General features: G+C 33.7%; 15 protein-coding genes and 1 tRNA gene. 7 read left to right on the top strand and 9 right to left on the bottom strand.

Features of this window, described 5'->3' with window-relative positions; genetic code table 11:
• The first annotated feature begins 362 nt into the window (after positions 1–362).
• The gene (locus FYJ50_RS04390; RefSeq protein WP_154459838.1) at positions 363–1,700 is read left to right on the top strand and encodes an MATE family efflux transporter; all 1,338 of its coding nucleotides are present in this window, start codon (positions 363–365) and stop codon (positions 1,698–1,700) included.
• A gap of 13 nt (positions 1,701–1,713) precedes the next feature.
• Here the strand turns inward: FYJ50_RS04390 and mscL are convergent, their stop codons facing one another.
• The 6 genes from mscL to carB all read right to left on the bottom strand — a co-directional run bounded on the left by mscL (position 1,714) and on the right by carB (position 9,001).
• Positions 1,714–2,115 carry a large conductance mechanosensitive channel protein MscL gene (gene mscL, locus FYJ50_RS04385; RefSeq protein WP_154459837.1) on the bottom strand — a complete coding sequence of 134 codons (402 nt, stop codon included), beginning with the start codon at positions 2,113–2,115 and terminating at the stop codon, positions 1,714–1,716.
• 1 nt (position 2,116) lies between these two features.
• On the bottom strand, positions 2,117–3,136 hold the full coding sequence (galE, locus tag FYJ50_RS04380) for a UDP-glucose 4-epimerase GalE (protein ID WP_154459835.1): 1,020 nt from the start codon (positions 3,134–3,136) through the stop codon (positions 2,117–2,119).
• 13 nt (positions 3,137–3,149) lie between these two features.
• Positions 3,150–3,644 (bottom strand): CpXC domain-containing protein, encoded by a 495-nt coding sequence (locus FYJ50_RS04375; RefSeq protein WP_205946418.1) that lies wholly within the window; start codon positions 3,642–3,644, stop codon positions 3,150–3,152.
• A gap of 13 nt (positions 3,645–3,657) precedes the next feature.
• Complete coding sequence (locus tag FYJ50_RS04370) at positions 3,658–5,436, bottom strand: aminopeptidase P family protein (RefSeq protein WP_154459831.1); 1,779 nt, start codon at positions 5,434–5,436, stop codon at positions 3,658–3,660.
• 56 nt (positions 5,437–5,492) lie between these two features.
• Positions 5,493–5,711 (bottom strand): winged helix-turn-helix transcriptional regulator, encoded by a 219-nt coding sequence (locus tag FYJ50_RS04365; protein WP_154459829.1) that lies wholly within the window; start codon positions 5,709–5,711, stop codon positions 5,493–5,495.
• 74 nt (positions 5,712–5,785) lie between these two features.
• The gene (gene carB, locus FYJ50_RS04360; RefSeq protein WP_154459827.1) at positions 5,786–9,001 is read right to left on the bottom strand and encodes a carbamoyl-phosphate synthase large subunit; all 3,216 of its coding nucleotides are present in this window, start codon (positions 8,999–9,001) and stop codon (positions 5,786–5,788) included.
• A 122-nt stretch (positions 9,002–9,123) separates the two neighbouring features.
• Between carB and FYJ50_RS04355 the strand changes: the two genes are divergently transcribed.
• Positions 9,124–9,210, top strand: a tRNA-Leu gene (locus FYJ50_RS04355).
• A 33-nt stretch (positions 9,211–9,243) separates the two neighbouring features.
• Here FYJ50_RS04355 and FYJ50_RS04350 read toward each other — a convergent pair.
• The 3 genes from FYJ50_RS04350 to FYJ50_RS04340 are packed head-to-tail and all read right to left on the bottom strand — an operon-like array spanning position 9,244 to position 10,606.
• Entirely contained in the window at positions 9,244–9,798 is a 555-nt protein-coding gene (locus FYJ50_RS04350) for a GNAT family N-acetyltransferase (protein WP_154459826.1), read from the bottom strand.
• A 47-nt stretch (positions 9,799–9,845) separates the two neighbouring features.
• On the bottom strand, positions 9,846–10,049 hold the full coding sequence (locus FYJ50_RS04345; protein ID WP_154459824.1) for a hypothetical protein: 204 nt from the start codon (positions 10,047–10,049) through the stop codon (positions 9,846–9,848).
• Positions 10,050–10,051: 2 nt separating this feature from the next.
• The gene (locus FYJ50_RS04340; protein WP_205946417.1) at positions 10,052–10,606 is read right to left on the bottom strand and encodes a GNAT family N-acetyltransferase; all 555 of its coding nucleotides are present in this window, start codon (positions 10,604–10,606) and stop codon (positions 10,052–10,054) included.
• Between the two features lie 136 nt (positions 10,607–10,742).
• Here FYJ50_RS04340 and deoC point away from each other — a divergent pair, with 136 nt between their 5' ends.
• The 5 genes from deoC to FYJ50_RS04315 are packed head-to-tail and all read left to right on the top strand — an operon-like array spanning position 10,743 to position 14,841.
• Positions 10,743–11,417 (top strand): deoxyribose-phosphate aldolase, encoded by a 675-nt coding sequence (gene deoC, locus FYJ50_RS04335; protein WP_154459822.1) that lies wholly within the window; start codon positions 10,743–10,745, stop codon positions 11,415–11,417.
• Positions 11,417–12,337: a class I mannose-6-phosphate isomerase gene (locus FYJ50_RS04330; RefSeq protein WP_320859882.1), complete on the top strand. Its 921-nt coding sequence runs from the start codon at positions 11,417–11,419 to the stop codon at positions 12,335–12,337. Before deoC ends, FYJ50_RS04330 begins: the two co-directional genes overlap by 1 nt.
• A gap of 2 nt (positions 12,338–12,339) precedes the next feature.
• On the top strand, positions 12,340–13,203 hold the full coding sequence (locus tag FYJ50_RS04325; RefSeq protein WP_154459820.1) for an SDR family oxidoreductase: 864 nt from the start codon (positions 12,340–12,342) through the stop codon (positions 13,201–13,203).
• Positions 13,204–13,205: 2 nt separating this feature from the next.
• Entirely contained in the window at positions 13,206–13,625 is a 420-nt protein-coding gene (locus FYJ50_RS04320) for a C-GCAxxG-C-C family protein (protein ID WP_235900921.1), read from the top strand.
• A 25-nt stretch (positions 13,626–13,650) separates the two neighbouring features.
• On the top strand, positions 13,651–14,841 hold the full coding sequence (locus FYJ50_RS04315; protein WP_154459817.1) for a phosphopentomutase: 1,191 nt from the start codon (positions 13,651–13,653) through the stop codon (positions 14,839–14,841).
• The last annotated feature ends 20 nt before the right edge of the window (positions 14,842–14,861 follow it).

Genomic DNA, 14,861 nt, shown 5'->3' with positions numbered 1-14,861 from the left:
ATAAGGATTTTATAGTAACTCCAGATTTTCTTTTATGATATATTTCTATTCTTTGTTCTCTAGTAAGTTTTGCCATATAAAAATGAACCCCTTTCAATTGGTAGTCCAACTTTTGGGGTTCACTTCAAAAACGATTAGATAGAATTAATAATATTATTTTATGTTTTTTCTTTTTTTTCTTTTCGTCATTTAAATTGTCCACTTTGAATCGTTTATATACTTAATTAAATTTTATCAACCTCATGAATATCTGTATAAACTTATCAAAGTACCTTTTTTCAGATTTTAGTAATTATTTACTTGTATATTCAAATTATTAAAACAAAATAGCTTAATCTAAGAAAAAAGAGTATGATATTTTTATGCAAAATGATTTTTCAAAAGGAAAAGTATCTAAGATTATATTGATTCAAACCATTCCCTTGTTGTTTGCTCAATTGATTCAATTGTTGTATAACGTAATTGATCGCATTTATATTGGACATTTACCAGAAATAGGTTCAATGGCATTAACAGGAATTGGAATCGTATTTCCATTAACAACATTAATTGGAGCCTTTACTCAATTGTATTCATCTGGGGCCACACCTTTATTTTCGATGGCCAGAGGAGAAAAGAACGATGAAAAAGCCAATCACATTTTATCTCAGTGTACGACATTGATTGTGATGACTTCCATTTTATTAATGATTCTGTGTTATATCTTTAAAAAACCCATTTTATATGCCTTTGGAGCCAGTGATGAATCTTATTACTATGCAAATCAATATTTGAATATATATTTATTGGGTACTTTATTTTCAATGTTTTCTACTGGTTTAAATGGAATGATCAATGCACAGGGATATCCTAAAATCGGAATGTATACAATTTTGATTGGAGCCCTTTTGAATATCATTTTAGATCCCATCTTTATCTTTTTACTTCATATGGGAATTCAAGGGGCTGCCTTTGCGACGGTTGTGTCTCAATTTATATCTTTTTTATGGGTACTTTATTTCTTTATGGATTCAAAGAAAACCTATCGTATCCAAAGAAAATATTTAAAACCTCAATGGTTTTATATAAAGAAAATCTTATCTTTAGGATTATCTGGTTTTATCGTTATGGCCACCAATTGTTCTGTACAGATCATCTGTAATCAGACTCTTACTCTTTATGGAGGAGATTTGTATGTTGGCATTATGACCATCATCAATTCCGTTCGAGAAATCCTGTCCGTACCCGTTCAGGCTCTTGGATCGGGCTGTCAGCCTGTAAATGGATACAATTATGGAGCAAAACAATATAAAAGAGTTAAAGAAGGAATTCGATTTAATGTAAAAGTTGGAATCATTTATACTTTTATTGCCTGGATTCTTGTGATTACCTTTCCAAAATTATTAATGTCCATTTTTACTACCGATGAAACCATTTTATCTTATGGACCTCGTTCTTTGAATATTTATTTTATTGGATTTTGTTTCATGGCATTTCAATTCTGTGGACAAAGTACATTTCAGGCTTTGGGATGTGCAAAAAGAGCTATCTTCTTTTCCTTATTGAGGAAAGCCATTATTGTCATACCACTTACAATCTATCTGCCTACCATTATGGGAATTGATGGAGTTTTCTGGGCTGAACCTGTATCCAATCTCATTGGTGGACTGGCTTGTTTTATCACGATGTATTTCAGCTTATATAAAAAATTACCGGAATAAAGATTCCGGTATTTTATTTCTGATCTTTTAATAAATCTCTGATCTCTTCTAATAATTCTAATTGTGGGTCTTTTACAGGTTCACTAACTGCTTCCTCTTCCTGTTTTTTACCAGCTGCAGCTAATTTATTCAATGATTTCATGATGATAAAAATCACAAAAGCCATAATCAAAAAATTGATAATTGCTCCAATAAAATCTCCAATCAGGATTCCATCACTTCCTCCAGGAAGTGGAATCACCCAACCAAGACCAACAGCTGGATCACCTAAAATTGCAAGAATAGGATTGATGATATCATTTGTAAAAGAAGCAACCAAGGCAGAAAAAGCCCCTCCAATCAAAACACCAATCGACAAATCCACTACATTTCCACGAAACGCAAAAGCTTTAAATTCTTCAATAAATTTTTTCATCTTATTCTCCTTTGTACCCATTTGGATTCATTGTCTGCCATTTCCAGCTGGAAGATACCATATCATCCAAATTGTATTGTGCCTCCCATCCTAATTCATCTTTGGCTTTGTCACATTTTGAATAACAAGTCGCAATATCTCCTTCTCTACGTGGCTTAATTTGATAAGGAATGGTATGACCGCATGCTTTTTCAAATGCATGAATCACATCCAGAACGCTATATCCATTCCCTGTACCTAGATTATATACTTTTAATCCCGCTTTTTCTTTTATTTTTTCTAAAGCTTTTACATGTCCTTTTGCTAAATCAACAACATGAATGTAATCTCTAACACCTGTTCCATCTGGTGTATCATAATCATTTCCAAAAACACCAACACATTCCAGTTTTCCAATGGCAACCTGAGCAACATATGGTAATAAATTATTTGGAATTCCTTTTGGATCTTCCCCAATTAATCCACTTTCATGAGCTCCAATGGGATTAAAATATCTTAAAAGCATGACATTCCATTCTGGATCGGATGTATATACATCGCTTAAAATTTGTTCTAACATCCATTTGGTCCACCCATAAGGATTGGTACAAACCCCTTTAGGACATTCTTCTGTAATTGGAATGCTTGCAGGATTACCATAAACAGTTGCACTGGATGAAAAAATAATATTCTTCACATTTTGTTTTTTCATAACTTCAATCAAATTTAAAGTTCCTGTAATATTATTCTGATAATATTCCAACGGTTTTCTTACACTTTCTCCCACTGCTTTTAATCCCGCAAAATGAATCACCGCATCAATTTTTTCTTTTTCAAAAATCGCATTCATTTCTTCTTTATTTAAAAGATCGGTTTTATAAAAAGTTACTTTTTTATTTGTGATCTTTTCAATTCGATTCACTGCTTTTTCAGATGAATTGTATAAATTATCCAAGATTACTACTTCATAATCATTTTCTAATAATTCAACACATGTATGAGAACCTATATACCCGGCTCCTCCTGTTACTAATATTTTCATATTATTTCCTTTCCTATAACGTATTTATTCTATCATATACCTTTTCGATTTCAACTTCTTTTAGTTTAAGCGCAATCGGCTGCTGATTTTTATAAAACCATAAACATTGATTTATTGAGTCATAACTATCAAATTTTACAGGATGATGAATTCGATTTTCCAATGTTTTTTTCTTTTCAAATATAAATTTAAGATTTAATTGTTGAGACAATACTTTATAAGAAAAAAGAAATTGATTTACATTTTTACATACAATGATTTTTTCATCTTCTGGTAAAGATTCAAATGATTTTTGTTGAGATAAAATCAGTATATATTTCAATACTGGATCTCTATATAAAAATGGGTGAAATAAATAAAAAGGCTGCTTACATTTTTGACAGATATGAGTAAAATACGTACCTTCTTTTAATCTTTGATCGATTATTGAATTCATGCCTGCAATGGAAAAGGTATCTCTTTTAATTTGAAAAACATGCCCACAATGTGGACATGTCGTATATATCATTTTTTCTTTCATATTATAATGGTTTACATACTTCTTTCAGCCAAGCTTTTTCATCTTCATTCAGACCAGAAGCCAGCTTGTTGTAACATTCATTCTGATACCAGTTATACCATTCAATTTCATCTTTCATCATTAGTGAAGGATCGATTCCCTGAGAATCAAATGGAACCCATGTCAAACATTCAAAATGCATAAATTGTCCATAGAAATTTTTCTTTCCTTTTACGACAACATATTCATTTTCATGTCGAATCCCCATTTTTCCTTCAATATAAACACCTGGTTCATTGCTTTGAATCATACCTTCTTCCAGTACACAGGAATCATTTCTTTCCGGTACAATACGCCACCTGAATCCATTTGGACATTCATGAACGTTGGATAAATGACCCACTCCATGTCCTGTTCCACATTGATAATCTAAATCTTCGTCCCATAAAGGTCCTCTAGAAAGAATATCCAGATTGTATCCATGACAACCATATAAGAAATGGGCTTTTGCCAGACGAATGTGAGAACGCATAGCTTTAGTAAACCAGTATTTTTCCTCATCGGATAATGGACCTAATACAAAAGTACGGGTAATATCCGTTGTTCCTTCATAATAATGTCCACCGCTATCCACTAGAAACAATCCTTCTGGTTTTAATTGTGCACAATTTCCTTCTTTGGCATGATAATGCATCATAGCTGCATTTTCTTTATAAGCAGGAATGGTTGTAAAAGAATCTTCTATATAATTTTCCTGTTGCGATCTGAATTCGGTTAATTTTTTTGAAGCCGATACTTCATCAATTTCCATTGAAGAAACATTTTGTTTTAACCAGTACATGAATTTAGTAACAGCTACCCCATCTTTAATATGAGCCCATTTTGTGTTTTCCAGTTCCACTTCATTTTTACATGCTTTTAATAAAATGATTGGACTCATTTCTTTGACTAATGGTTCCTGTATGGACATGGCAATGCGAGAATTACATGTAGATGGATCCAATAACACTGGACCTTTCTGTTTTGTGACATCTTCATATATCGCATCATACTCACATATCTGTACATTGGCTTCTTTCAATTTTTTCTGACTCTGGTCATCCAATCGAGTTGAATCTATATACAACATTGCCTGGTCAATTGTGACCAATGCATAAGACATAGGTAAAGGTACATTTTCAATGTCTTTCGCACGAATATTATAAAGCCATGCAACTTCATCAATCTTAGTAACTACATAAGTATAAGCATTTAATTTATTCATTTCTTTACGTACCATTTCTAATTTTTGTGAAATGGATCGTCCTGAATATTTTTCAGAATAATAGAACGTTTGAGCATGTGGCCTTTCTGGGCGATCTTTCCAGATTTCACTGACCAGATCCAAATTGACATTCATTTTTAATTGAGAAGTTTCAAAGACTTCTTTATATTTCATCGCATCGTTATAACCAATGGTACGACCATCAAAACCTACTGTTTGACCTTCTATTAAATTGGAAAGGATATATTCTTCAATCGAAGGAACTCCTTCCTGACCTTGTTTCATTAAATCGATTCCACTGTTGGCCAATTCGTTTTCTGCCTGGATAAAATAACGTCCATCTGTCCATAAAGCAGCTTTATCCTCTAATACGACCAGAACCCCAGCACTTCCTGTAAATCCAGAAAAATATTTTCGCGCCGCAAAATAATCTGCTGCCGTTTCCGTATCGTGAAAATCACTTGTTGGAATGATATAAGCTTGTATATTCTTTTCCTTCATCGCATTTTTCAATTCGATCATTTGTTTTGAAATCATATTAAACCCTTCTTTCCATAGGAAAGTGTACAACGAATTCCTGTATTTGTCATGATTTAATTTGGAATAATTTTGATTCTACAATTTTCTAATTCAATACCTCCCTTACTTCCCGTCTTGGATTGAAACTGAAATCCTGCTTCCTCTAGCTCTTTTCTGTATTCTCGAATATTTCTTACATTGGTCTGTAATTCCTGTGCCAGTTCAATGGAAGACATTTTTCCATTTTCACTTAACAATATCAACATTTTTATACATTTTGCACATCTTGACATATCGTTTCCTCCTGATACTAAAATATATTTTATATTGACATTATATATGACAATATAAAAAGGCGATTACTCGCCTATTTAATGTGCTTATGATATTCCTGTAAAGAACAGACTTCATGTAGACCGTGAATTTTGATTTCACGAATTCCTTCCAGTGATGCTTTAGCCGCTGCCATGTTTGTGACATATGGGATGTGCATTTTAATGGCCGATTTACGAATATAACTGTCATCATGAATACTTTGTTTCCCACTTGGAGTATTAATGACCATACAGATTTCTCCATTGGTAATAATGTCTTCTATATTGGGTCTACCTTCATACATTTTATTAATGAAAGAAACCGGAATGTTGTGTTCTTTAATCATCTGGTATGTTTTTCCTGTGGCAACCAGTTCAAAACCGGCATCATAATATCCCTGAGCTAAAGAAATCAATTCTCCTTTATCACGATCACTGACAGAAATTAAAACTTTTCCTTCTACAGGCAGCAATGTTTGAGTGGCTTCCTGTGCTTTAAAATATCCTTCTCCAAAAGAAGCTCCCAATCCCAATACTTCTCCAGTCGAACGCATTTCCGGACCTAAAACTGGATCCACTTCTGGGAACATATTAAAAGGAAATACAGCTTCTTTTACCCCAACATGAGGAATCACTTTTTCTTTTAACCCAGGTACAGGTGATTCCTGTTTTGTGATTGGACATGTGATAATTTCCGTTGCCAGTTTGACCATGTTCACATTGCATACTTTTGAAACCAAAGGTACGGTACGGCTGGCTCTTGGATTGGCTTCCAGTACATAAACTTTATCATCCGCAATGGCATACTGCATATTCATCAATCCACGTACATTCATTTCTTTTGCGATTTTTTTCGTATATTCTTTAATTGATTTTAAATGACGGAATGGAATGTTCTTACTTGGAAGCATACAGGCAGAATCTCCAGAATGGATACCAGCCAATTCAATATGTTCCATAACTGCAGGAACAAAAACATGTTCTCCATCACTAATGGCATCTGCTTCACATTCTAATGCGTTATTTAAGAATCGATCAATCAGAATAGGACGATCTGGAGTTACTCCTACAGCAGCCGCCATATATTCTTTTAGATCCTTATCATCGTATACAACTTCCATTCCTCTTCCACCTAATACATAAGATGGACGAACCATCAATGGATATCCAATTCGTTTTGCGATTTCTAAAGCTTCTTCAATATTGATAGCCATTCCCGATTCAGGCATTGGAATTCCTAATTTTTCCATCATTCCATTGAATAAATCACGATCTTCAGCCATATCAATGGTTTCTGGAGTGGTTCCTAATATATTTACACCATTTTTCTTTAATTCATTTGCTAAATTTAGTGGCGTTTGTCCACCAAACTGAGCAATAACACCCACTGGTTTTTCTTTTTCATGAATGCTTAAAACATCTTCTAATGTCAATGGTTCAAAATATAATTTATCGGATGTGTCATAATCCGTTGATACCGTTTCTGGATTACAGTTAACGATAATCGTTTCAAGTCCTAATTTTTTCAAAGATAAAGCCGCATGTACACAACAGTAATCAAATTCGATACCCTGTCCAATACGATTTGGACCACCACCTAAAATCATAACTTTTTTCGCATCCGATACAATATCATGATCTTCTTCATTATAAGTTGAATAATAATATGCATTATCTTTTGTACCTGATACATGAACTGGCTGCCAAGTCTGAACAATCTGATTTTTAATTCGCTGTTTACGAATCTCTTCTTCTTGTACTTCTAATATCTGTGATAAATATTTATCTGAAAAACCATTCTGTTTCGCATTTTTCAAAACATCTACCGGTGGTAAAGAACGTTTATATATTAATAAAGCTTCTTCTTCCTCTACCAGTTCCTTCATTTGTTCAATAAAATAAGGTTTGATTTTTGTAATCTGGTGCAGTTCTTCAATGCTTGCACCTTTACGTAAAGCTTCATACATCAAAAATTGACGCTGTGATGTTGGAATGCTCAATTTATTCAATAATTCTTCTTTACTTAATGAATCATAATTTTTCACATGTCCTAAACCATAACATCCAATTTCCAATGAACGAATGGCTTTCTGGAATGCTTCCTTGTACGTCTTTCCAATGGACATGACTTCTCCAACGGCACGCATTTGTGTTCCCAATTCATCTTTAGAACCTTTAAATTTTTCAAAAGCCCAACGAGCAAATTTTATTACGACATAATCTCCATCGGGTATATATTTATCCAATGTTCCATATTTTCCACATTCGATTTCATCCAGTGTAAGACCTGCTGCCAACATCGCAGAAACCAAGGCAATTGGAAAACCAGTTGCTTTGGAAGCCAATGCCGAAGAACGAGACGTTCTAGGATTGATTTCAATCACAACAATGCGATCTGTTTTTGGATCATGAGCAAATTGTACATTGGTTCCCCCAATCACATTAATGGACTCTACTATACGGAATGCCATGTCTTTTAAACGATCCTGAACTTCCTGAGAGATTGTCAACATTGGAGCTGCACAGAAAGAATCTCCTGTATGAACTCCCATAGGATCAATATTTTCAATAAAGCAGACCGTAATCATATTATTTTTGGCATCTCGAACTACTTCTACTTCTAATTCTTCCCATCCTAAAATGGATTCTTCAATTAAACATTCATGAACCAAGCTGGCTTGTAACCCTCTGGAAACAACGGTTTTTAATTCTTCAATATTATAAACCAGTCCTCCTCCAGCTCCTCCCATTGTATAAGCAGGACGAACTACAACCGGATACCCCAGTTTCGATGCAATTTCAATTGCCTGTTCCACTGTATTGGCAATTTCCGAACGCGCCATTTCAATTCCTAAAGCATTCATGGATTCTTTAAAAGCCAGACGATCTTCTCCTTTTTCGATTGCATCCACTTTTACTCCTAATACTTCGACATGATATTTATCTAAAATACCTGCCTGGGATAATTCAGAACATAAATTTAAAGCCGATTGTCCTCCCAGATTCGGTAATAAGGCATCCGGTCTTTCTTTTTCAATAATCTGTGTCAATCTTTGAACATTCAATGGTTCAATATATGTTACATCTGCAGTATCTGGATCAGTCATAATCGTTGCTGGATTGGAATTGACCAATACAATCTGATACCCTAATTTTCTTAAAGCTTTACATGCTTGTGTTCCTGAATAATCAAATTCAGCGGCCTGTCCAATAATAACTGGACCGGATCCTATCACAAGAACTTTATTTACGTCACTTCTCTTTGGCATAATTTATCTCCTGTCACTTATCTACTCTATTATACAGTATCAAAAATCGAATACAAAATATATTTTTATGAAAAAAAGACTTGCATCCCATTCTGTTTTTTTATATACTATTAAAGTCAGTTGGGGTCGTGGCGGAATAGGCAGACGCAACGGACTTAAAATCCGTTGGTGGTAACACCGTGAGGGTTCAAGTCCCTCCGTCCCCACCATTTTAAAAAGAAAACTCGTTTCAAGCGAGTTTTTTATTTTATATACTCTTCTTTAATCATTCCATAAAAACAGGCATCATAAAAACCCTGATTATCTATGTCAGATTGCCTTAAACAACCTTCATATTTCATTCCACATTTTTTCATAACCTGGCCAGAATGTACATTTTCTCTATTATGTTTGGATTCAATGCGAACCACATCAACTTCTTCAAATAAAAAACGAATCGCTTCCTTTAATGCTTCACTTGTATATCCCTGATGCCACCACTTTGTTCCAATGCAGTATCCAATATGTGCACATTGTAATCGTTCATCCATTTCATTAGTCACTCCAATGGATCCAATCACTTCTCCTCCTTTTAATTCAATGGCCCACTGATAATAGTTTAAATTTTCATATTGAGACATCCACATCTTTAAAATATTTTCCGTAACCTGTACACTTTGATGAACTGGCCATGTCAGATAATGAGTAACCTTTTCATCCTTAGCCCAATTGTTATACATTTCAGTGGCATCTTCGATCTTAAATCTTCTTAAAATCAGTCTTTCTGTTTCTAATGTCTTTGTTCCCATCTTTTTCATAAAAGTAGTATAACATATAAAAAAGAACAAGTTTTACCTTGTTCCAATTATTTCATTTCAATTTTTACATTCCTTATTTTTTTAAAATATTTAGATGCATCTTTAATCTCATAATCTTTCATCAATTCATTGATGGCAGTCAATAAATCTTTAATGGTTTCATTCAATTTTTCAATGACCAATGATTCTCTATTTTTTAAATATCCTATATAAAGAGCTTCTAATATGGCAATAACACCAATCCATATCATATTTACACCTGCTTTTCTTTTAAGATTTTTGTGATTCTTTCCCAATCCTGCACAGATTCCTCTTCGCTTTTTGTACTTGTCTGACCTAAAAAAGGAGTAAATTCCATTTTTGACAATAGCTTAATTTCATTATAGGCTTGCGCATTTACTTTTGCATACAAAGGATATTTTCCTTTAATACGATCAAAATTCATACAACATTTAGAAATCATAGCTTTTCCAATTCCTTTATGCTGATGTCCTTCTTTAACGGCTGTACAAGCTAAATATAGACATTGGCTTTCATCTTTCAATAAACATAAAAATCCAACCAATTCATTTTTTAAAGTAACCAGTAAACAATGATTTTTAAAGATTTCTCTTTGTGACTGAATTTTTTCATCCAGATTTATATTTATATTTAATTCTTTATATAAAGCACTGATTTTGTCCTGATACTGATTTGAAAAGGGTACGTATTCATATCCTTCTGGTAACGGAATTTCTTTCTGTATCGTTTTCTTTGCGATGATCATTTCTGCATCGATATTTTCAATTGTAAAATCTACTTTAGACATATTCTTCCTCCACATCAAAGAGTATACTCATTATTTATGAAATTGCAAAAAAATGTATATTTAATATAATGTTATAACATTTTCTTGAAATTTTGTTTTTTTTGATTTATTATAAAAAGCGTCAGGAGGAATTGTTATGAATAAACAAGAATTAGCTAAATATTTTGATCACACTTTTTTAAAACCTTTTGCGACAAATGCAGATTTAGAAAAATTATGTAAAGAAGCAAAAGAAATTGGGGCTTGTATGGTTGCAATCAACACAACTTGGACAAAGTTTTGTAAAGAGCAATTAAAAGGTACAGATGTTCATGTAGGTGCAGCTATTTCCTTCCCTTTAGGTCAAGCGGGATTAGCTTCTAAAATCGCAGAAACAAAAATTGCCATTGAAGATGGAGCCGATGAAATTGATTATGTCATTGATATTGGTCAGGCAAAAATGGGCAATTGGGATTATATAAAAGAAGAAATGGAAGAAATTGTTAAAATCTGTAGAGAAAACAATGTTATCAGTAAAGTTATTTTTGAAAACTGTTACTTAACAAAAGAAGAAATTCGTCAGGTAGCTTTAATTGCTAAAGAAGTAAAACCAGATTTTATTAAAACTTCCACTGGATTTGGTACAGGCGGAGCCACTGTAGAAGATGTTAAAATTATGGCTGAAACCGTAGATGGACAAGTAAAAGTAAAAGCAGCCGGTGGAATTCGAGACTGGCAAACTTGTAAAGCCATGATTGAAGCAGGTGCAAGTCGTATTGGTACATCCAGTTCTTTAAAGATCTTGGAAGAATTTGAAAAGGAGAATGCATAGTGAAACCTCTTTTATTAGAACCGATTCCTGATTATACGATCTGGGGATCCAATCGCATTTCTAAAGCCAGAGGATACGATAAAAATTATGGTACATGGTGGGAAGTTTCCGCTCATCCTTACTGCACCAATAAGATTCGTAATGTAGAAGGTAAAACTTTACAGGATTTGGTGGACGAAGATATGGAAGGTATCTTAGGACCTGGTCTTACATCTCATGAATTGTTACGTTGTGCCTATTTAGATACACAGGATTGTTTAAGCATTCAATGTCATCCAACCGATGAATATGGTTTAGCGCATTCCAATGATTTTGGTAAACATGAAAGCTGGTATATTTTACAAGCAGCTCCAGGTGCTACACTGGTTGCCGGAACAAAAACAAATGATAAAGAATTATTAAGAAAAGCTGTAGAAGAAGGAACACTGGAACAGTATTTAAATTATGTTGAGGTAAAAAAAGGTGACTTTGTCATTATTCCAATGGGAATGCTTCATGCATTAGGAAAAGACATTCTGGCCATTGAAGTAGGAACCAATTCCAATACAACATATCGTTTCTATGATTACAATCGTAAAGATGCCAATGGAAATGGACGTCCTCTTCACTTAGAAGATTCTTTTGCGGTTTGTGATTTTAATCTTCAGCCAACTGTTACTAAAGCTTCAAATGTAACGCATTGTCTGGGAGATACAGAATGTTATCGTGTAGATGAATTATTCTTAGAAAACGATTTAGAGATTGAAACAAAAGATTCGTATTTCATTTTATCAAATATGGGTCAAGATGCCACAATTGTATGGGAAGATGAAGAAATTGTTCTTCCTCAATATGATTCTATGTTTGTGCCTTATAATGCAGATCAAGTTAAAATCAGAAAAGGAGCTCACTTATTATACAGTCGAGTTAAGAAAGGGTAAAAATGAAAACAATTTTAGTAACAGGAGCCAATGGTTATCTTGCTTCTTTATGTATGAAAGAACATCCTGAATTCAACTACATTAAGATGACAAGAAAAAATGCAGATTTATCTAATCCAGATGCAGTAGAAGCTTATTTATCGGATTTAAAATTTGACATCTGTTTTCATACAGCTGCCAATGCGACAACTGCTTTATGTGAACAGAATCCAGAACTGGCTCATAAAATTAATGTAGAATCCACACAAAAAGTGATTGATGCCTGCAAAAGAAACAATGCGCGTCTCATTTTTAGTGGAACTGAACAATCTTTTAATGGAAAAGAAAACAGAGGGCCATTCAAAGAAGAGGAACCTTTAAATGCGGTTACTGTTTATGGTCAGAATAAACTGGAATGTGAGCAATTGATTCAGGATCAGTTGGAAGATTATCTGATCTTACGTTATTCATGGCAGATGGGGCTTTCCAGTGATGGTATCAAAGCCAGTCCAAATATCATTCAGAATGTAATGAAGGCTTTGATTACAAATACTCCTACTTTATTTACTGTAAATGAAAAACGATGCATGACTTATGCAAAACATATTGCCAGTCAATTTGATCGCATTCTAAAACTTCCTTCAGGTATTTATCATTGTGCCAGTACAAATGAATATACAACTTATCAGGCCGCAAGATACATTGCGAAAACATTAAATGTATCTGATGAAGTAATCGATCGAATCATTCTTCCAAACAACGACCGTTACAGTGATCGTTTTAGAGATTATCGACTAGATAATTCAAAAATTCAATCTTATGGTATTCAATTCTCTACATTTGAAGAAGATGTAAAAATGATTCTAAAAGAATATGGATGGGCCTAATCATGAATTTACAGGACTTAACTCAAAAGTATTATGTAGAATATGACTACAATTGCGCAGAAACCTTGCTTCATGCATGCAATGAATATTATGGTTTACATCTTCAGGATGACCAGATGAAACTAGTAGCTGGTTTTGGTGGAGGCATGTTTGTCGGAAGTACCTGTGGGGCTCTGATTGGTTGTGTTGCTTCTCTTTCAGAAAAAATAATTGAAACAAAAGCACACGATCAGCTGGATGTTTTTAGACCTGCCATACAAAAATGTGTTCGCAATTTTAAAGAAGAATTAAAAGGAACAAATTGTATTGAAATCAAGCCTTTATTCCATACAAAAGAAACAAAATGTTTAAACACATGTCTGCATGCAGCAAAAGCAATGGAAAAGACAATGGATGAATTAGGGATTAAGAGTGTTTTATAGCACTCTTTTTTGATACAATAAGAATATGAAATATAAGAGAATATTTACAATTGTGATTGATTCTTTTGGTGTAGGTGCTATGTATAATGCAAAAGAATATGGAGATGAAGGAACAAATACATTTGCCCATATTGATGAAAACATGGATCCATTTATTATACCAAATTTAATGAAACTGGGATTGGGACAGATTCAAAAACCAGTTCATGCGATAATCAATGAGAATCCCATTGGTTATTATGGAAAAATGAATGAATTAAGTGTGGGTAAAGATACAATGACAGGTCATTGGGAAATGATGGGATTGCATATTACAGAACCTTTTATCACATTTACAGAAAATGGATTTCCAGAAGAATTGATTCATGAATTAGAGAAACAGACTGGACATATTGTGATTGGTAATAAAGCCGCTTCTGGAACGGAAATCTTAAATGAATTAGCAGCACAAGAAATCCAGTCCAATGCAAAAAAAATGATTGTGTATACTTCAGCAGATTCCGTCCTGCAAATTTGTGGAAATGAAGAAATCATGGGTCTGGATGAATTGTATCGCTGCTGTCAGATTGCCCGAGACATTACGATGAAACCGGAATGGAAAGTGGGTAGAGTGATTGCCAGACCTTATATTGAAAGAGATGGTCAATACATTCGAACCAGTCATCGTCATGACTATGCTCTTTCCCCTTTTAATAAAACGGTATTGGATCTATTAAAAGAAAATCAGAAAGATGTGATTGCCATCGGGAAAATCGAAGATATTTTTAACGGCAATGGAATAACTCAATCGTATCATTCCAATTCTTCCATTCATGGAATGGAACAGACTTTAGAAGTTATGAAGAAAGATTTTACTGGTTTATGTTTTGTGAATTTAGTAGATTTTGATGCGAAATGGGGTCATAGAAGAAATCCAGTTGGCTATGGAAAAGAACTGGAAGCATTCGACTGTAAGCTGGAACTCGTTCTAAATGAATTAAAAGAAGACGATCTGCTGATTATCTGTGCCGACCATGGAAACGATCCAACTCATACAGGAAGCGATCATACTAAAGAAATGGTCCCTTTAATGATGTATTCTCCTTCTATGAAAGAATCTTCTCCTCTTGAAATCCAGGATTCTTTTGGAACGATTGGTATGACAATTTTAGAAAACTTTGAAATTCCTAAACTATCATTTCATATTGGTCATTCAATTTTGAAGAATTTAGTGTAACTTTTCTTAAAAGTGATATA

The sequence above is a fragment of the Floccifex porci genome (assembly GCF_009696175.1).
Taxonomy (GTDB): Bacteria; Bacillota_I; Bacilli_A; order Erysipelotrichales; family Erysipelotrichaceae; genus Floccifex; species Floccifex porci.
This window is presented reverse-complemented; position numbering and strand designations above follow the sequence as displayed.